The 18,021-nt window shown below is 69.2% G+C and carries 15 protein-coding genes; 6 read left to right on the plus strand and 9 right to left on the minus strand.

Annotated features, from left to right (window positions below; translation table 11 throughout):
• The first annotated feature begins 69 nt into the window (after positions 1 to 69).
• Positions 70 to 933: a phosphatase PAP2 family protein gene (locus AC1DEY_RS19770; RefSeq protein ID WP_476869462.1), complete on the plus strand. Its 864-nt coding sequence runs from the start codon at positions 70 to 72 to the stop codon at positions 931 to 933.
• Here the strand turns inward: AC1DEY_RS19770 and AC1DEY_RS19775 are convergent.
• The 5 genes from AC1DEY_RS19775 to AC1DEY_RS19795 form a co-directional block, all read right to left on the minus strand.
• Positions 886 to 2,850: a glycogen debranching N-terminal domain-containing protein gene (locus AC1DEY_RS19775; protein WP_476869463.1), complete on the minus strand. Its 1,965-nt coding sequence runs from the start codon at positions 2,848 to 2,850 to the stop codon at positions 886 to 888. The genes AC1DEY_RS19770 and AC1DEY_RS19775 overlap by 48 nt on opposite strands.
• A gap of 27 nt (positions 2,851 to 2,877) precedes the next feature.
• Complete coding sequence (locus AC1DEY_RS19780; RefSeq protein WP_441407972.1) at positions 2,878 to 4,068, minus strand: ABC transporter ATP-binding protein; 1,191 nt, start codon at positions 4,066 to 4,068, stop codon at positions 2,878 to 2,880.
• Entirely contained in the window at positions 4,065 to 5,657 is a 1,593-nt protein-coding gene (locus AC1DEY_RS19785) for an ABC transporter permease (protein WP_476869464.1), read from the minus strand. The genes AC1DEY_RS19780 and AC1DEY_RS19785 overlap by 4 nt, the downstream gene beginning before the upstream one ends.
• Before the next feature lie 5 nt (positions 5,658 to 5,662).
• On the minus strand, positions 5,663 to 6,718 hold the full coding sequence (locus tag AC1DEY_RS19790; protein WP_441407970.1) for an iron ABC transporter substrate-binding protein: 1,056 nt from the start codon (positions 6,716 to 6,718) through the stop codon (positions 5,663 to 5,665).
• Positions 6,719 to 6,898: 180 nt separating this feature from the next.
• Positions 6,899 to 8,086 carry a glycoside hydrolase family 76 protein gene (locus AC1DEY_RS19795; RefSeq protein ID WP_476869465.1) on the minus strand — a complete coding sequence of 396 codons (1,188 nt, stop codon included), beginning with the start codon at positions 8,084 to 8,086 and terminating at the stop codon, positions 6,899 to 6,901.
• Positions 8,087 to 8,316: 230 nt separating this feature from the next.
• On the opposite strand from AC1DEY_RS19795, the gene AC1DEY_RS19800 reads away from it, so the two are divergent.
• Together AC1DEY_RS19800 and AC1DEY_RS19805 are read left to right on the plus strand one after the other, a co-directional pair.
• A complete protein-coding gene (locus tag AC1DEY_RS19800; RefSeq protein ID WP_476869466.1) occupies positions 8,317 to 9,135 on the plus strand; it encodes an SDR family NAD(P)-dependent oxidoreductase in 819 nt (272 codons plus the stop codon).
• Complete coding sequence (locus AC1DEY_RS19805) at positions 9,132 to 10,352, plus strand: acyl-CoA dehydrogenase family protein (RefSeq protein ID WP_476869467.1); 1,221 nt, start codon at positions 9,132 to 9,134, stop codon at positions 10,350 to 10,352. The genes AC1DEY_RS19800 and AC1DEY_RS19805 overlap by 4 nt, the downstream gene beginning before the upstream one ends.
• 20 nt (positions 10,353 to 10,372) lie before the next feature.
• Here the strand turns inward: AC1DEY_RS19805 and AC1DEY_RS19810 are convergent, their stop codons facing one another.
• Complete coding sequence (locus AC1DEY_RS19810; RefSeq protein WP_476869468.1) at positions 10,373 to 11,203, minus strand: DUF1684 domain-containing protein; 831 nt, start codon at positions 11,201 to 11,203, stop codon at positions 10,373 to 10,375.
• Between the two features lie 57 nt (positions 11,204 to 11,260).
• Positions 11,261 to 11,902 carry a TetR/AcrR family transcriptional regulator gene (locus AC1DEY_RS19815; protein ID WP_476869469.1) on the minus strand — a complete coding sequence of 214 codons (642 nt, stop codon included), beginning with the start codon at positions 11,900 to 11,902 and terminating at the stop codon, positions 11,261 to 11,263.
• A gap of 215 nt (positions 11,903 to 12,117) precedes the next feature.
• On the opposite strand from AC1DEY_RS19815, the gene AC1DEY_RS19820 reads away from it, so the two are divergent.
• From AC1DEY_RS19820 to AC1DEY_RS19830, 3 genes are all read left to right on the plus strand, one after another.
• Positions 12,118 to 12,798: an NADPH-dependent F420 reductase gene (locus AC1DEY_RS19820; protein ID WP_476869470.1), complete on the plus strand. Its 681-nt coding sequence runs from the start codon at positions 12,118 to 12,120 to the stop codon at positions 12,796 to 12,798.
• A 145-nt stretch (positions 12,799 to 12,943) separates the two neighbouring features.
• A complete protein-coding gene (gene ppc / locus AC1DEY_RS19825) occupies positions 12,944 to 15,757 on the plus strand; it encodes a phosphoenolpyruvate carboxylase (protein ID WP_476869471.1) in 2,814 nt (937 codons plus the stop codon).
• A 135-nt stretch (positions 15,758 to 15,892) separates the two neighbouring features.
• Positions 15,893 to 16,198, plus strand: a complete 306-nt coding sequence (locus AC1DEY_RS19830; RefSeq protein ID WP_441407963.1) for a hypothetical protein — start codon at positions 15,893 to 15,895, stop codon at positions 16,196 to 16,198.
• A 25-nt stretch (positions 16,199 to 16,223) separates the two neighbouring features.
• Here the strand turns inward: AC1DEY_RS19830 and AC1DEY_RS19835 are convergent, their stop codons facing one another.
• Entirely contained in the window at positions 16,224 to 16,859 is a 636-nt protein-coding gene (locus tag AC1DEY_RS19835; protein WP_476869472.1) for a DedA family protein, read from the minus strand.
• A 27-nt stretch (positions 16,860 to 16,886) separates the two neighbouring features.
• Positions 16,887 to 17,885: an RluA family pseudouridine synthase gene (locus AC1DEY_RS19840; RefSeq protein WP_476869474.1), complete on the minus strand. Its 999-nt coding sequence runs from the start codon at positions 17,883 to 17,885 to the stop codon at positions 16,887 to 16,889.
• Positions 17,886 to 18,021: the final 136 nt, after the last annotated feature.

Genomic DNA, 18,021 nt, shown 5'->3' on the forward strand with positions numbered 1-18,021 from the left:
CCAGAGAATTCCAGAGAATTCCCAGCGGCCGTCCGGGTTGCAGGTAGTTGGGACTGGCAGGATTGGGCGATGCTCTTTGCCCAGCGTGCTCCGCATCCCCCTGACCGCCTGCCGCTGCCGTCCCAGCGCCGGCTCTTCTTCGTGGCCGCGGGCCTGCTGATCGCGGGGGAGACGATCTTCTGGATCGTGCTCGCCGCAGTGCAGTCCAAGAGCGGCGTGGCGGCCCTGGACGTCCCGGTGCACGACGGGCTTGTGGCGTCCCGGAACCCAGTCGCCACCGCCCTCCTGACGGCCGTGACCATGGTGACATCGCCGCTGTGGATGACCGTGATCGGCTGTGCGCTGGCTCTGGCCTGGGCGGCCTGGAAACGCGAGGTCTGGCGTCCCGGCCTGCTCATCGGCGCCATGGCCGCAACGTTCGCGGTGTCCACGCTGATCAAGGACGACGTCGGCCGCGGCCGACCCGCCGCCAGCGACTTCCTGCTGGGGCCGGACGACGCCCTGTCCTTCCCGTCCGGCCACACCTTCGGCGCCGGCGTCTTCCTGGGCGTCCTGTGCTACCTGCTGATGGCGGCCCGCGGGACGCGGACGAGCAAACAGTCGACGACGGTACTCGGCTTCGCGGCGGCCGCCGCGGCGACGCTTGTGGTCGCCTTCTCCCGCCTCTACCTGGGCTATCACTGGCTGACGGACGTGCTCGCCTCGATGGGCCTGGCGCTCGCCGTGACCGGGGTCGTCATCCTGGCCGACGGGCTCCGGGCCGCCATGGCCCCGCGGTGGGCAGAGCCAATCCCATCAGGGTCCGACCTGTCAGGGTCCCATCCGCCCGAGCCGTATCCGTTAGAGCCGTATCCGTTAGAGCCGTATCCGTTAGAGCCCTACCCGTCAGAGCCCGACGCCCATCGCCTGGGCGATCACCACCGCGGAGGCTGAGGACCACGCCTGCGGGTGGCACGACGCCGGATAGGGCACCGCAACGCCAGAGTCCTCGGCCCGCACCCCGGCGAAGACCTCCGGCAGCCGGTGCCCGAAGGAGGCAGCCGCCGCGAGCAGGCCATCGGACAGGGTCCGTGCCTCGGCGATGAAACCCTCGGCCAGCAGGCCCCTGATCGCGATGGCCGTGTCGTGGCTCCAGACCGAGCCGCAGTGGTAGCTGAAGGGCCAAAACCCTGCGGCCCGCCGCGAAATCGTGTGCACGCCGTAGCCGGAGAACAGCTCGGGACTCACCAGCCGGTCCGCCACGATCCGGGCTTCAGCGGCATCCAGGATGCCCGTGCCCAGTAAATGGCCCATGTTCGAGCCAGGGATGTCCAGGGGAGCCCCGTGGCCGTCCAGGGCCATGGCCGGGAACGGCCCGCCGTCGTCCGCAACCCAGAAGCGCTCACGGAACCTGAGCCGGAGAGCCGCGGCGAAGTCGCGCAGCGCCTGGCCGCCCGGTTCGCCGACGGCGTCGAACAGCTCGGCCGTTTCCATCGCTGCCTGGTATGCGTAACCCTGCACCTCGGACAGGGCGATCGGCCCCTCGGCCTGCCGGCCGTCGCGGAACTGCATGGCGTCSCGGGAGTCCTTCCAGCCCTGGTTGCTCAGGCCGTGCCCCGACGCGTCTCGGTAGCTGAGGAACCCGCCGTTGCCCGCGGCCCCGCCCGGTGCCGCGCCCGGTGCCGCGCCCGGTGCCGCGGCGCCGGCGGCGAGCAGCCACTGGGCGGCACGGGCGGCATTGGGCAGCAGGGACCGGACGGCGGCCTCGTCCCGGCCGGAGCGCCAGAGTTCACCCAGCAGGCACAGCCACAGCGGGGTGGAATCCACGGCCCCGAAGTACACCGGCGGCAGGCGCAGGCCCTGGCTCTCCAGCACGAGCTCCTTGGACCGAAGCTCGTGCAGGATCTTCCCAGGCTCCTCGGCGGCCGCCAAATCCGTCTTGATGCCCTGGAAAGCCGCCAGTGCCCGCAGTGTTCCCGCCGCCAGCCCCGTGTCCGGCCCAGTGTCCAACCCAGTGTTCAACGGCAGCAGCAGCCGCGCCGCCCACAGCGAATCCCGCCCGAACAGCGTGAAGTACCAGGGTGCCCCGGCGGCAATGAACGGCGCGTCCGGCAGCTGCCGGGTAGCAAGCCGGAGCCCCGCCACTTCATCGAGGGAGTTATCCAGGAGCAGGCCCAGGGCACCGGCCGGCCCGGTTCGCGGCAGCCTGGCCGCGGGCGGGCTGGCCGCCACCACGGCATCATCATCGTCGCTGACGACGGCCTGCCACTCGGCCTCGAAGGGCCGGCCCCGGCCCACGGTCCCGCGCCAGGCGAGGCGGCCTTCCGAGGTGACGGCGCCGGGGGCCGCCACGGCCAGGGCCTTGCCACCCTCCCTCCAGCGCAGCGCTGAGTCGTCGGCGGCGATTGGCGCGGATGCGTCACGGAAACGGCTGAGGCGGATCTGGGCCATGTCGGTGAAATCGGCGGCGAGCTCGATGTCGATGTCGACGTCGAGGGAATCCAGTGAGGTCCGCAGCTGCAGGGCGTGCCGCACCAGGCCCGGAGTCACGGTCCAGGTCTGCAGGAGTTCGACGGCGGGATCCTCCGTGGGGCCAGGGATGCCCCGGACCAGGCCGCGGACGCGCAGGATGCCGCCGGGCTCGGCCTCGACCGTTGCCGGTTCCGGTTCCAGGCCGTTGACACGCACCAGTGCCCGGGAGAGCATACGGGTGTCGCCGTGGAGGAGCCCCGTAAACCCGGACGGATCAGCCGGGTCACCGGCGCCGGGCGGCTTGAACTCGCCGGCCAGGCGGCCGTCCGGATCGAGCCACAGCTGCGTGGGGGCGGCAACAGAGCAGTATTGGCGGTGCAGGCCGGGCTGAACAGTCATGCGCCCCACCCTATCGCCACGGCATATTTAGGGGGACGGCGGCCCATCCATGGGGAAGGCCACGGCCTCGCCCACCACGCGGAGCCGGAGCTCGGTGCCGGGGCGGGCGATCGAGGCGTTCCAGTGCCGGATGGTAATGATTTCCCCGCCGCCGGGGTAGCGGTGGTCCGGAACGGTGCCGGCGGCCAGGACGGGCGGGACCGGGAGCTGGAGCCGAACCGTGGTCTCGGGGCCGAAGTAGTCGGTGTCCACCACGGTGCCGCGGATGGGGCCGTCCTCGGAGATGCGGATCTGCTCGGGCCGGAGCATCAGCTGGACCCGGCCCTGGGCCGGCGGGCGGCGGACGGGGATCCCGCCAAGCGAGCACGTGGCCAGGGAGCCTTCCATCCAGGCATCCAGGATGACGGCGTCGCCCAGGAATTCGGCGGTGGCACGGTCCGCCGGGCGGGTGTAGACGACGAACGGGTTGCCGATCTGGGCCAGCCTGCCGCCGCGCATCACGGCCACCTGGTCGGCGAAGGACAACGCCTCGGCCTGGTCGTGCGTGACCAGGATGGTGGTCACGCCGGCGTCCTTCAGGACCTGGGCCACGGCGCGGCGCGTGGCCACGCGCAGCCCGGCGTCCAGGGCGGAGAACGGCTCGTCCAGCAGCATGAGGGCGGGCTTGCGGGCCAGCGCCCGGGCCAGGGCCACGCGCTGCTGCTGGCCGCCGGAGAGCTGGTGCGGGCGGCGCTTGGCCATGGCAGGGTCCAGGGAAACCATCTCGAGCAATTCAGCAACCCGCGCCTTGACGCCGCGGTGCCCGCCGGGCAGCTGCGAGGCGTCCAGGCCGAAGGAGATGTTCTGCCCGACTGTCAGGTGCGGGAACAAAGCACCGTCCTGGGCCACGTAGCCGACGTGGCGCTTGTGGGCGGGGACCCAGGCGTTCTCTCCCGCCACCTTGCTGCCGTTCAGCGCAATGCTGCCGGTGTCAGGGTGTTCGAAGCCGGCAATCAGGCGCAGGAGTGTGGTTTTTCCCGAGCCGGACGGTCCCACGATCGCCGTCGTTCCGCCTTTTGCGACGGAGAGGTTGACGCCCCGGAGGACGGCCTGGGACCCAAAGTTCTTGGTGACCGCGTCGATTTCCAGGTGGCTGTTGGTGCTGGGGGCCACGGATGCCGCGATCCGCGGCTCGGGGAGACGCGAATGGGCCTCACGCGACGGGTAAACATCGGTCACTGTCCGGCTACTTTCTTGGACTGCTGGAAGAGGAGATAGGTCATGGGCGCCGAGATCACAATCATCAGCAACGCATACGGGGCGGCGCCAGCGTAGTCGATTTCGCTGCTCTTGCTCCAGAACTCGGTGGCGAGGGTACGCGTCCCGTTGGGCGAGAGCAGAAGCGTCGCCGTGAGCTCGTTGACGATTCCCAGGAACACCAGGGCAGCGCCACCGGCCGCGGCGGGAGCGGTGAGGCGAAGGGTCACGCGGAGGAAGGCCAGCAGCGGCGGCTTGCCGAGCACCTGGGCGGCCTCGTCGAGTTCCTTCGGTGCCTGGGACAGCCCCGAGCGGATGTTCACGAGGGCCCGGGGAAGGAACAGCAACACGTAGGCGGCGATGAGCAGCGCCGAGGTTTGGTACATGCTGGGCACCATCCGGATGCTCACGGTCACGAAGGCCAGGCCCACCACAATCCCGGGCATGGAGCTGGTGATGTAGTTGGAGAGCTCCAAGGATTTGCTGAACCAGCTGGGGCGCCGCACGGCGAGGTAGGCCATGGGGAACGCGACCACGGTGGTGACCACGGCAGCGGCGAGACCATAGGCCAGGGTCTGCAGCAGGGCCGGCATGAATTCCTCGGCAGCCCAGATGTCCGGGCCGCCGGTGACGATCCAGCGCAGCACGAACGTCAGCGGCAGGCCGAACGCCAGCCCGACGAGAACGATCAGGGACAGCTGGGCGGGGAGCTGGTAGGCGTGCAGCGGCAGGCGCAAGGCGCGCGCCTGGGCGCCGGAGCCGATCCGCGCGTACCGGGCACTGCCGCGGCTGCGGACCTCCACGAGCAGCAGGATCAGGCACAGGAACACCAGGACGCTGGCCAGCATGTTCCCTGCCGTGCCGTTGAACGTCGACTGGTACTGGACCATGATCGCGGTGGTGAAGGTGTCGAAACGGATCATCGCGAACGCCCCGTATTCGGCCAGCAGGTGCAGCGCGACCAGCAGCCCGCCGCCGGTCATGGCGATACGCAGCTGCGGGAGCACCACACGGAAGAAGGCGCGCCAGGCGCCGAGCCCGAGGGACGCGGCGGACTGCTCGATCGCCGGGTCCAGGCGGCTGAGCGTCGCGGCGGCCGGGATGTACACGAGCGGGAAATAGGACAGGGTGGCGATCAGGACACCGGACCACAACCCGCCGAGCGAAGGCACCGCGGACACCCAGGCGTAGCTGTTGACGAAGGCGGGGATGGCCAGCGGGGCGGCGAGCAGCACGGCCCACCACTTGCGGCCCACGAGGTTGGTGCGCTCGACGAGCCACGCGCCGCCGACGCCCAGGACCAGGCACAGCGGCACCGTCACCACGGTCAGCAGCACTGTGTTCAGCAGGAGCTCGCCCACGCGCGGGCGGAGGATCAGGGCCGCGGCCGTGTCCCACCCGGTGGAGGCCGTCATGACAATCACGTAAGCCAGCGGCACCAGGGAGAACAGGGCGATCAGGACCGCAATGATGGATACAACAGAAACGCCGAAAGGCGGGCGGGGGCGCTTGCCCCTGCCCGCCGTCGTCGTGTCCCCCGAATTTCCGGGGACCGCCAGCTTGCTACTCACTTCAGTTACAGCAGTCCTGCCTGGGTCATCAGCTCGGTGACCTTGGAGGAGTTAAGCTTGGCCGGATCCACGGTGGGGGCCTGCAGATCCTTGAGCGGAACCAGCTTGTCGTTGGACGGGACGTCCGAAGCTACGGCGTACTCGAAGGACGTGCCCTTCTGGAGTACTTCCTGGCCCTTCTTGCCGGTGATGAACTTCAGGAAGGCCTGGGCCGCAGCGGCGTTCTTCGAGGACTTCAGCACGCCGCCGCCGGAGATGGAGACGAATGCACCGGGGTCCTGGTTCTTGAAGTAGAACGGCGTGACCTTGTTGGAGTTCTCGCCGGTCTTGGCCTGGTCGCCGTAGTAGTAGTAGTGGTAGATCAGGGCGGAGTCGACTTCGCCGGCGTTGACGGCCTTCATGGCCGTGCTGTTGCCCTTGTATGCCTTGGAGTTTTCCTTCATGCCCTTGAGCCAGGCCTGCGTGGCGGCTTCGCCCTTGAGCTCGAGCAGGGCCGAGACGATCGCCTGGAAGTCGGCGCCCGACGGCGAGGCTGCCCACTTGCCCTTCCACTCGGGGTTGGCCAGGTCCAGCATGGACTTGGGCAGCTTGTCCTCGCTGATCTTGGTCTTGTCATAGACCAGGACGGTGGAGCGGGCCGCGATGCCGGTCCACTTGTTGGTGGAGGGGCGGAACTCGGCGGGGACCTGGTCCACGGTGGCCTTGTCCACGTCCGCGAACAGGCCGGCGTTTTCCACCTGGGCCATGGCGGGGGAGTTCTCGGTGAGGAAGACATCCGCCGGGGAGGCCTGGCCTTCCTGGACGATCTGGTTCGACATCTCGGTGTCGTCGCCCTGGCGCAGGGTGACCTTGATACCGGTTTCGGCCGTGAAGGCGTCCACCCACTCCTTGGTCAGGGACTCGTGCTGGGCGTTATAGACCGTGATCTCGCCGGCGGCCGAGCCGCCGGCCGCTGCACTGCTGCCAGCCGGGGCAGCCGAACCGGTGCCGCAGGCGGCCAGGCCCAGAGCGGCGGTGGCTGCCAGGGCGATGCCCGCCAGTGCGTTGTTGCGGATCTTCATGGGGCTACTTTCTGCAAGGAATTCGTCGTTGGCGCCCTGACCCCCGTGAGCGGGGGAGTTAGGGCATGCTCACTACGAAAGACTGTAGGTTAGCCAAACCTAAGCGACCAACCTGAAGCCCCTATAAGTGATGAGGATCACATGAATTACGAAACTGTTGCGTGACGTAATTGGTTTCCCTCACCGGGTGGGCGCCGGGGCGATCGATGCGGCAGCCTCCAGGACCATCCAGGCCTGGAGTTGGGTGGACAGCTCGACGGCGGCGCCCTCCGGATAGCTGCGTCGTGCGGGCAGGTCGGTGCTGTCGGAGAACACCAGGTGGCTGCCCGGGCGCGCGAGCCGGTCGTGCGGCGGGAGGATCCGGCGGCCCTCCCAGAGGGCTTCGGCTGTATCGTTCACCAGCGCCGCCGCTGTGGCCCGGGTTTCGGCCGGCAGTCGCACGTCGGCGGCGGCAAGGGCGAGATAGCGGACGAGGATCCCGGTGAAGAGTCCGCCGTCGCCCGTTCCCTCGCAGCGCAACACCGCGGCGCTGCGCCCCAGCAGCGGAGCCGGCTGCGTGAGGCTGTTCGCCACGGCGTCCACGAGCGCTGCCGCGCGGGCGAGGTTGGCCTCGCCGCCGAGTTCCAGCAGGGCACCGAGGACGGGCCCCTGGTTGTAGGTGTAGATGGTGTCCTCCAGCACCACGTCCCCTGTTCCGGAAATCCGCAGGCCGTCCCGGTAGAGGCCCTGTTCGGGCTCGTAGAGCCGGGCGTCCAGCCAGTCCAGCAGGGCCTGCGCCTTCGCCGGGTTGCCCGTCCGTGCGTAGTAGAGGGCCACGGGTGCGGTGGCGGGCGTGTTCTTGAAGTCGCGCTTGGTGCTCCAGAAGGTTCCGCCGCCCAGGTCGTCCGTGGAGGCGGAGTCGAACTGCAGGGTCAGGCTCTGCAGGACCTTGGCGTTGCGTCCCCGGCCGGTGTGTTTGCGGGTGTCCTCGGCCAGCTTGTCCAGCCTGTGCGTGGCCAGGGCCAGCCAGGCCATGTCGTCGTAGTAGTTGTTGACCACCGTGAGGAAATTGCGCAGCCGGATGCCTGTGACGAGCCGGGAGGCGAGCTGGCCGGCGCTGGGCCGGTTCTCGCCGTCGAACCTGCCCCCCGGGTTCTCGGGCGAGCCCAGCTCGCGGCGTCCGGCGTCCACGAGGCAGTCCAGATAATGCGCCTGCCACCAGTAGTGCCAGGGCCGGGACAGGTTCTTCAGCCTCCCGGAGGGCCGGAGGATGGCGGCGATGTGGGTCCGCGGCAGGAAGAAGAGCCGCTGCCCGAAGAGCCTGGTCACCGAGCGGGCGGCCTCGTCCGCGCGGAAGGACCAATTGGGGGCGGCGTCTGCTCGGGTCATGGCTCAAGCGTAATCGCGGGAGCGCGCCGGGGCGGGGAGCGTCACCGCGCCCGGTGGCTGCGCCGGTACCCGCGGTGGTTCCTGCGCCTTACCGGGCTGGGTCCAAAGGTGCGGAACCGCCGCATTCCAGTTAACATTCACTAACTAACGTTCCCCGCGGGCGGCTGCTGCAAGCGCAGCCTGCGTCAAGGCTTCACGGCCGGGGTCCGGTTCCACATCAAGGAGGATGCATGGACATCAAAGGTACTGTCGCGCTGATCACGGGCGGGGCCTCGGGTCTCGGAGCGGCCACGGCCAGGCGGCTGTTCGACGCCGGCGCGTCGGTGGTGCTCGTGGACCTGCCGGGTTCTGCCGGGGACGCCCTTGCCGCCGAACTGAATGCTGTCGCCGCCCGCTCCGCCGGGGAGCCGGCTGGAGACGGCCGCACAGCCGTCTTTGCCCCCGCCGATGTCACCGACGAAGCGCAGGTCCACGCCGCCGTCGAGGCCGCCGCTGCCTTGGGCCCGCTGCGCATCGTGGTCAACTGTGCCGGGATCGCCACCCCCGGCAAGGTCCTGGGCCGGGAGGGTGTGCTCCCGCTGGAGAGCTTCAGCCGCGTCATCCAGATCAACCTCGTGGGCACCTTTAACGTCATCCGCCTCGCCGCGGCCGCGATGGCCGCCACCGAGCCGGTAGCCACGGATCTCGGCGGTCCCGAACGCGGCGTCATCATCAACACSGCCTCCGTYGCMGCSTTCGACGGSCAGATCGGCCAGCCCGCCTACGCSGCCTCCAAGGGSGCCGTGGCGGCCATGACGCTGCCGATCGCCCGCGAACTCGCGCGCTCGCTGATCCGGGTGGTCACCATCGCCCCGGGCATCTTCGAGACCCCCATGATGGCCGGGCTCCCGCAGGAGGCGCAGGACTCCCTGGGCCAACAGGTGCCGCACCCCTCGCGGCTGGGCCGCCCCGCCGAATACGCGAACCTCGCCGCGCACATTGTGGAGAACGCCATGCTTAACGGCGAGACCATCCGCCTCGACGGCGCCATCCGCATGGGGCCGAAATGACCAGGGCAGAAACGACTGCTGCGGCCGCGCCGGCTGTGGCCGAGCTGCCCACGGCGGACTTCTTCGACTACGAGTCCCTGCTCAGCCCGGTGGAGCGGGCCAAGCTGGCCCAGCTGCGGGAGTTCCTGGCCGCGGAGGTCGCCCCCTTCGCCACCGACTGGTGGAACAAGGCCGAATTCCCGGCCCATATCCTGCCCAAGCTGGCCGCCCTGGAGCTCAGCGCCCCCGCCCAGCGCGGCTACAGCAACCTGTTCGCCGGGATCGTGATCGCCGAGATGACCCGCGTGGACACCTCGCTGGCGACCTTCTTCCTGGTCCACCACGACCTCTTCGTCGAATCGCTCTACGGCTTTGGCTCCGAGGAACAGAAGGCGCGCCTGCTCGAGGACGCGGCAAACCTGCGCACCACCGGCGCCTTCGCCCTCACCGAACCGGACCACGGCTCGGACGTTGCCGGCGGCATGGAAACCCGGGCCCGGCGGATCCCCGGCGGCGCGGCCGACGGCGGCGACGCCTGGCTGCTCAACGGCGCCAAGCGCTGGATCGGCAACGGCACGTTCTGTGACTACATGCTGGTCTGGGCCCGGGACGAGGCCGACGGCGGCATCCGAGGCTTCATCGTCGACGCCACCTTGCCGGGGGTGAGCCGGAGCCGGATCGAGAACAAGATCGCGCTGCGCACGGTGCAGAACGCGGACATCGTCTTCACCGACGTCCGGGTGGCCGAGGCGGACCGCTTCGCCGGCATCAGCAGCTTCGAGGACACCAACGAGCTCCTGCGCGGTTCCCGGATCATGGTGGCCTGGCAGGGCGTGGGGCAGCAGCTCGCAGCGTTCGACGTCGCGCGCCAGTACGCCGTCGAACGCCAGCAGTTCGGCCGTCCGCTGGCGAAGTTCCAGCTGGTCCAGCAGCAGCTGGTGACCATGCTCGGCAACGCCGTGGCCAGCATGGGCATGATGGTCCGGATCGCGCAGCTGCAGGACCAGGGGGTGGCGGACATGCCGCAGGTGGCCCTCGCAAAGTCCTATGTCAGCGCCCGGATGCGCGAAACCGTGGCGATGGGCCGGTCCCTGCTGGGCGGCAACGGGATTGTCACCGACTACCGGATGGCCAAGATCTTCTCCGACGCCGAGGCGATCTACACCTATGAGGGCTCGTTCGAGATCAACACCCTGATCACGGGGCGTGCCGTCACCGGAGTGTCCGCGATCGTCTAGGAATCCCTAGAGGACGCAGTCTAGAAAAGGCCGGGTTCCTTCTCGCCGGCCGTGATCCGGTAGTCCAGGCTGTTGTTCTTCACCGGCATGGGGCAGGTGCCGTACGGGGTGAAGGCGCTGGGGTAGTTGATGGCCCGGTTGAAATCGAGGATCACCGTCCCGTCAGGCCGGGGTTTCGCTGTGGAGACCTTCCGCCACTCGTCCGTGCTCTCGCCGTTGGTCTCGTCGTGGAATGTGACCGTCAGGGCGCCGAGCTTCTCCTCCTCGGCCTGCAGGTGGAATTCGTGGTCCGTGCCCGGCAGCCGGAAAACCAGTTCGCCGACCGAGCGGTGGATCCCGTCCACCAGCGGGTTGGCGGTGCCGATCGGCACGTCCACGGGCTCGGGATAGGGCGCGAACCGGGCCTCGATCACCAGGTCCGGGCGGAAGTCGAAGGTGGGCACGCCGTCGAACTCGGTGAACGCCGGTGACTGGGAGTCCCGCGTGCGGATGGCGTACTTGTCCGCGCGCATGGCGAGTTCCACCACCACCTGGCGGCCGTCGCCGCCGCCGTACTGGACCCACATGAGTGATTCCTCGTCGGCGAGCACGGCGCTGATGGTCCCGTCCACGGGTTCGCCGGTTTCCACGAGGGTCAGGCCGTCGGACGCGGCCGCGGTGAGGAACGCCGCGGTGCCGTCGGTGGACCAGAGTCCCGGGGCGAGCTCGACGGCGGCGGGCCGGTCCTCGAGCCACTGGAAGGAAGTCAGCGTCAGCCAGCCGTGGTCGCTGGCGAGTGCCGCGTTCCGGCTGTTCCGGAAGCGCTGCCAGCGGGCAAGCTGTGGGTCGGCGGCGGGCTCAGTGGTGTTCATAGATTCCTCCAGGGAGTCTCAGCCCAACTGACTCGCAGCAGGGGCCGTTCTGAGGCCTCATAACGGCCCCTGCTGCGAGTCAGTTGGGGCGGGTGGAATTCCGAGGCTGGCCGCGACGAGTTGCGCGGCAGTGGCCCTGGCGGCGGTGGCCGCGTCCGGGTCGCCGTCGAGCACCCCGCTGGCCAGGCCGCCGTCCAGCAGCAGGGTCAGGCTGCGGGCCAGCTGGTCCGGGTTCCCGGCGCCAGCGCGGGCAGCCAGGTCCCGGATCCAGGCCCGGACCTGCTGTTTGTGCGCCACGGTCCGGTCGTGGACCCTGGTGCCGGCAGTCGACTCGGCGGCCGCATTGATAAAGGCACAGCCCCGGTAGCCGTCCAGCCGGCAGGCGGTTGTCAGGGCATCGAACAGGCCCACAAGCTGTGTCGCCGGGTCCTCGCCGGCGGCGCGCGCGGCGGCGTGAAGCTGCCCCGTCCAGACGCCGTCGACCTTCTCCAGATACGCCAGGATGAGGTCGTCCTTGGCCGGAAAATACTTGTAGAACGTGGCCTTCGCGACGCCAGACTCCGCGATGATCGTATCGATGCCGGCGGCCCGAAAGCCCTGCGCGTAAAAGAGCCGGAAGGCCGTGGCCAGGATCTTCTCCCTGGCATGCCCGGCGGGGGCACGGGGTGCCGGCTGCGCGATGGCTGCTGGCAGGGTCATGGCACCATGCTACACAGACAAGTCTGTCTATGCCTGACTGCCCGCTGGGCCGCCCACCCGCTCGGCCGTCCGCCCGCTGAGCCGCCCACCCGCTGGCCGGCCGGGGGCGCCTTGTTGCCGGCAAGCCGGTCTGATAGCTTCATGTCCAGCGGTAGACGGATCTGTCTTCCTGTGGATTTCGGGCTGAGCTCCTGGTGGGCGGAATCGAGGATGCCATGAAGATTGCGGTAATGGGAACCGGCACGGTGGGCCGCACTATTGCCGGCGCGCTGGCGGGCCTGGGTCACGACGTCGTGATCGGCACCCGCGACCCGCAGGCCACGCTCGCCCGGACGGAACCGGACGCGATGGGTGCCGCGCCGTTCGCGCAATGGCACGCCGCGCACACCGGAGTCGGCCTCGCCCCCTTTGCCGAGGCCGCGGCCGGCGCCGAGCTGATCGTCAACGCCACCCACGGCGGCGGCTCCCTGGCGGCTCTCGCCGCCGCGGGCACCGGGAACCTCGCCGGCAAAGTCATCATGGACATCGCCAACCCGCTGGATTTCTCGCAGGGCATGCCGCCGTCGCTGAACCCGGTGAACACGGACAGCCTCGGCGAGCAGATCCAGCGGGCCTTCCCGCAGTCCCGGGTGGTGAAGACCCTCAACACCATGACGGCGTCGGTGATGGTGGATCCGGCGCGTGTGGCCGGCGGTGACCATTCGGTGTTCGTCTCCGGGGACGACGCCGACGCCAAGGCCGCCGTGACGGAACTGCTCAAGGGCTTCGGCCACCGCGACGTGATCGACCTGGGGGACATCACGAGTGCCCGCGGCGCGGAAATGATCCTGCCGGTCTGGCTGCGGCTCTGGGGCGCGCTGGGCACCGGCGAGTTCAATTTCAAGATCGCCCGCTAACCCAACYGAAGTGTTGCGTGACACTATCTGAGACGGAATTCCAGCCGCGAGTGCCTGCGGGTAACATCCCATGGGAAGAAGTAATCGGGCTCACAGTATCCAGCGCAGTGTACGAGCCAAGTCGAACCCTCGAAAGATAGTTTCCATGGCTAACACTGCAATGCATTCCGACACCGATCTTGCCGCCGAACTCCGGGCCGATGTCCGCCGGGTCTCCACCCTCCTGGGCGAATCCCTGGTCCGCCAGCACGGGCCGGAACTCCTCGACCTCGTCGAGCAGGTGCGCCTGCTGACCAAGGAATCCAAGGAGGCAGCCCGCGGCGGTGCCGATGCCACCGGCCCGTGGAGCTCGTACGACGTCGTCGCCCAGGTCCGCGAACTGCTCGGGTCCCTGCCCCTGGACCAGGCCACCGACTTGGTCCGGGCTTTTGCGTTCTATTTCCACCTGGCGAACGCCGCCGAGCAGGTCCACCGCGTCCGCGGCTTGCGCACCCGGCAGGAGAAGGACGGCTGGCTGGCCAAGGCCGTGGAAGAGATCGCCGACCAGGCCGGGAATTCCGTGCTGCAGGAAGTCGTCAACGAACTCGACGTCCGGCCCATCTTCACCGCCCACCCCACCGAGGCCTCGCGCCGCTCCGTGCTGGACAAGATCCGCCGGCTCTCGGACATCCTGTCCGAATCCACGCTGGAGGGCACGTCCGCGCGCCGCCGCCAGGACCGTCAACTGTCCGAGGTGATCGACCAGATGTGGCAGACGGACGAGCTGCGCCAGGTCCGGCCCACCCCCGTGGACGAGGCTCGGAACGCCATTTACTACCTCACCGGCATCCTTAGCGACGCCATGCCGGAGATGCTCTCGGACCTCTCCGAACTGCTCGCCGACCACGGCGTTACGCTGCCTCCGCAGAAGGCTCCGATCCGCTTCGGCTCCTGGATCGGCGGGGACCGGGACGGCAACCCCAACGTCACGGCCGCCGTCACCCGCGAAATCCTGCAGATCCAGAACCAGCATGCCGTCCGGATCAGCATCGGCCTGATCGACGGCCTCATCTCCATCCTGTCCAACTCGACCGCGCTGGCCGGCGCAGACCAGGAACTCCTGGACTCGATCGACGTGGACCTCAAGAAGCTGCCCGGCCTGGACCGCCGCGTCCTGGAGCTGAATGCGCAGGAGCCGTACCGGCTCAAACTGACCTGCATCAAGGCCAAGCTGATCAACACCGGCAAACGGGTTGCGGCCGGATCCGCGCACGAGCCCGGCCGCGACTACACCGCCACCGGGGAGCTCCTCGCCGAGCTCGGCCTGCTGGAACGCTCGCTGCGGAACCACCACGCCGCCCTCGCCGCGGACGGCGCCCTGTCCCGGGTCCGCCGCGCCATCGCCTCCTTCGGCCTGCACCTGGCCACCCTCGACATCCGCGAGCACGCCGACCACCACCACGACGCCGTCGGGCAGCTCATGGACCGCCTCGGTGGCCCCGGAGTCCGGTACGCGGAGCTCAGCCGCGCCGAGCGGCTCGAGGTGCTCGGGTCCGAACTCGCGTCCCGGCGCCCGCTCTCCGGCCACCCGATCAAGCTCGACGGCGTCGCTGACGGCACGTACGACGTCTTCCGGGAGATCCGGCGGGCCCTGCGCACCTACGGTCCCGACGTGATCGAGACCTACATCATTTCCATGACCCGCGGTGCGGACGACGTCCTGGCCGCGGCCGTGCTGGCCCGCGAGGCCGGCCTAGTCAGCCTCTTCGGCGAGGCGCCCTACGCCAAGATCGGGTTCGCTCCGCTGCTGGAGACGGTCGACGAGCTGCGCGCCTCCGCCGAGATCGTGGACCAGCTGCTCTCTGATGCGTCCTACCGCGAGCTGGTCCGGCTCCGCGGCGACGTGCAGGAGATCATGCTCGGCTACTCGGACTCCAACAAGGAATCCGGCGTCATGACCAGCCAGTGGGAGATCTACAAGACCCAGCGCAAGCTGCGGGACGTTGCCGCGAAGCACGGCGTCCGCGTGCGCCTCTTCCACGGCCGCGGCGGATCCGTGGGCCGCGGCGGCGGGCCGACCTACGACGCCATCATGGCGCAGCCCAACGGCGTGCTCGAGGGCGAGATCAAGTTCACCGAGCAGGGCGAGGTCATCTCGGACAAGTACTCCCTGCCGGAGCTGGCCCGCGAGAACCTCGAGCTCTCCCTTGCCGCGGTGCTGCAGGGATCCGCGCTGCACCGTGCGCCGCGCACCTCCGAGGACCAGCGCGTGCGCTACGGCGACGTCATGGAAACCGTCTCCGACGCCGCGTTTGCCCGCTACCGCTCGCTGATCGAAGACCCGGACCTGCCCGCCTACTTCATGGCGTCCACGCCGGTGGAGCAGCTGGGATCCCTGAACATCGGATCGCGTCCGTCCAAGCGGCCCGATTCCGGCTCCGGGCTTGAGGGGCTGCGGGCCATCCCGTGGGTGTTCGGCTGGACCCAGTCGCGGCAGATCGTTCCGGGCTGGTTCGGTGTGGGCTCCGGCCTCAAGGCCGCGCGCGAGGCCGGAAACTCGGCCCAGCTCAAGGAGATGATCGAAGGCTGGCACTTCTTCCGTTCGGTGCTTTCGAACGTGGAGATGACCCTGGCCAAGACGGACATGGACATTGCCGGCTACTACGTCTCCACCCTCGTCCCGGAGGAGCTGCATCACCTGTTCCGCGCCATCCGGGCCGAATATGAGCTCACCGTGGAGGAAATCCAGAACCTCACCGGCGAGCACGTGATCCTCGATGCCCAGCCCACGCTGAAGCGCTCCCTGGAGATCCGGGACCAGTACCTGGACCCGATCAGCTACCTGCAGGTGGAACTGCTGCGCCGTGTCCGGGCCGAGGCCGCGGAAGGCATGTCCGGTGCCGAGATCGACGAGCGCCTCCAGCGCGCCATGCTGATCACCGTCAACGGCGTCGCCGCCGGCCTGCGCAACACGGGGTAGCCCTCTCCGGCCCTGTCGGCGCTCCCTCGCTTTGTGGACCAGTTCACTGGGCGGGGGAGCGTCTTGGGTTGGGGAGCGTCTTGGGTTGGGGACGGAAAATGGGGCGTGCGGGGGCGGCCCGGCTAGGGTTGTTCCATGCCGTCGTTCCAGACCAGACTCAAGATCACCGGGCTCAAGCCGGGCACCGCTCCGGAGGCTGTCATGGCCGCAGCCATCGAGGCGCTCGGGACGCGGCACCATGTTGAGTCGCACCAGCTCGAGCTCGCCGGCGGCGTGCCACAGCTGAACCTGCGTTTCCTGGTCGATGCCACCGCATACAGCGCCGAAAACAGCCAGGCGCTGGAGTCGGCAGCGATGATGCGCGACGCCGTCGAACGCGTTGCGCTCACCGGAAACATGACCGTGCTGCGCCGCAGCCGCGGCCGCTGGGCGCCTGTCTAAAGTCGGGCGTCTGGAAGTCAGGGGTCTAGAAGTCCAGTTCCTCGTCCGGGTCCGCCGCGGCGGTTTCCACGGGGGAGGCACTGCCCCGGCGCCGCGTGACGATCACGCCCACGACGGCGCCGATCACCAGTCCGACGCCGACGCCGATCAGGGAGCTCGCCCAGAACGGGAGCCCAGTGGCGGAGCCCGTGAAGTAGCCCAGTGCCACGGACCAGCTGGCCCAGAGCAGGCCGCCGATGGCCGCGCAGAGGCTGAACCCGCGCGTCGAGACGTTCGCAATGCCCGCCGCCGCCGTCGTCGCCAGCCGGCCGCCGGGGATGAAGCGGACACCGATAATCGCCCCGTACGTGGAGGACCGGCCTGCCCTCGCGATCGCCGCGTGCACGGCGGCGTGGAAGTGCAGGCCCCATTTCCAGCGGTCCAGCACGTGGCTCAGGCGCCGTTTGAACAGTTCGAAGACGAGCAGGTCACCCAGCCATGAGGACACCGTGGCCAGGAGCACCACGAGGAACGCGTTGACGTGGCCCTCCGCGGAGAGCGCCCCGCCGGTGATGACGAGCATTTCTGAGGGGACAGGCGGGAAAATGGCGTCGCCGATCACGAAGGGGAAGATCCAGAAATAGATCGCGGCGCCCCAGCTGTCCGCATTTCCGAAGTCCATGGGCACAAGGTACCGCACTTCGCGCTGCTAGCGTGCCTCGCTCAGTTCCAGTCTGCTGCGGTACTCCACCGGGCTCCCCGAGATGGGGTCCACGAAGCGGATCCCGCGGGCCAGGAGCTGCAGCGGCCTGGCGTAATTGTCCGGGGCTTTGTCCAGCAGGTCCGGGTAGAACGCATCGTTGACAATCCCCAGCCCCAGCGACGCCATGTGCACACGGAGCTGGTGGGTCTTCCCCGAGTGCGGCTCCAGCCGGTACAGCGCACGGCGTTGGGGCCCGCCGTCGGGTTCTCCGCCGAATCCGGCAGCGGGCTCGCGTGAGACGTGTTGGCCTTGGGCGGTTCCGCCGGCCGGGTCAAATGTGCGCAGCCGCTCGATCCGGGTTTCGGCGTTGGGTTCGCCGTCAATCACCTCGGCGAGCAGGTAGCTGCGGGACTTGGTCATCCGGTTCCGGACCACCACCGGGAAGTCCACGGCGGGATGGCCGGGTGCCGGCTCCGCGGCGGACACGCACTCGTATTCCTTCTGGACCTGGCGCTTTTCGAAGAGCACCTGGTACTTGCCCCGCGTCTCGGGGTTGGTGGAGAGCAGCAGGATGCCGGCCGTCATGCGGTCGAGGCGGTGCATCGGGATCAGGTCCGGGAGGCCGAGCTGATTCCGGAGCCGGACCAGCGCCGATTCCTGGATGTACGTCCCGCCGGGGGTGGTGGGCAGGAAGTGCGGCTTGTCCACGACCAGCAGGTGATCGTCCTGGTGCAGGATGTTCAGCTCCACCGGGATCCGGGTCTCCGGCGGCAGGGTGCGGTAGTACCAGATGAAGGTGTGGTCCTGCAGCGGGGTGGTGCGGTCCAGCGCCACCCCCGCCTCGCCGACGATCTCGCCGGCGTCGAACCGGTCCTCGATGCCCTGCGGATCGATATGCCCCCAGCGGTGCATCATGTAGTCCAGCGCAGTCGTCCAGGGCCCCTCGTCCGGCAGGCGCAGGCGGGTCGCGTTGACGCCGTCGCGCACGGGGAGGGGGGATTGCATCACCGGACTATTCTACGTGTCCAACCTCCCGCCCCGCCCCGGCCAGCGCTGCGCGTGGCCGCCCCCTGCTGCGCCCSCCCCTCCGGGCCCGCCCCGCCCGCGCCCACGTCCTCCGCCCCGCCGCGCTGCCCCCGCC

The sequence above is a fragment of the Arthrobacter sp. 05T47 genome (assembly GCF_056395825.1).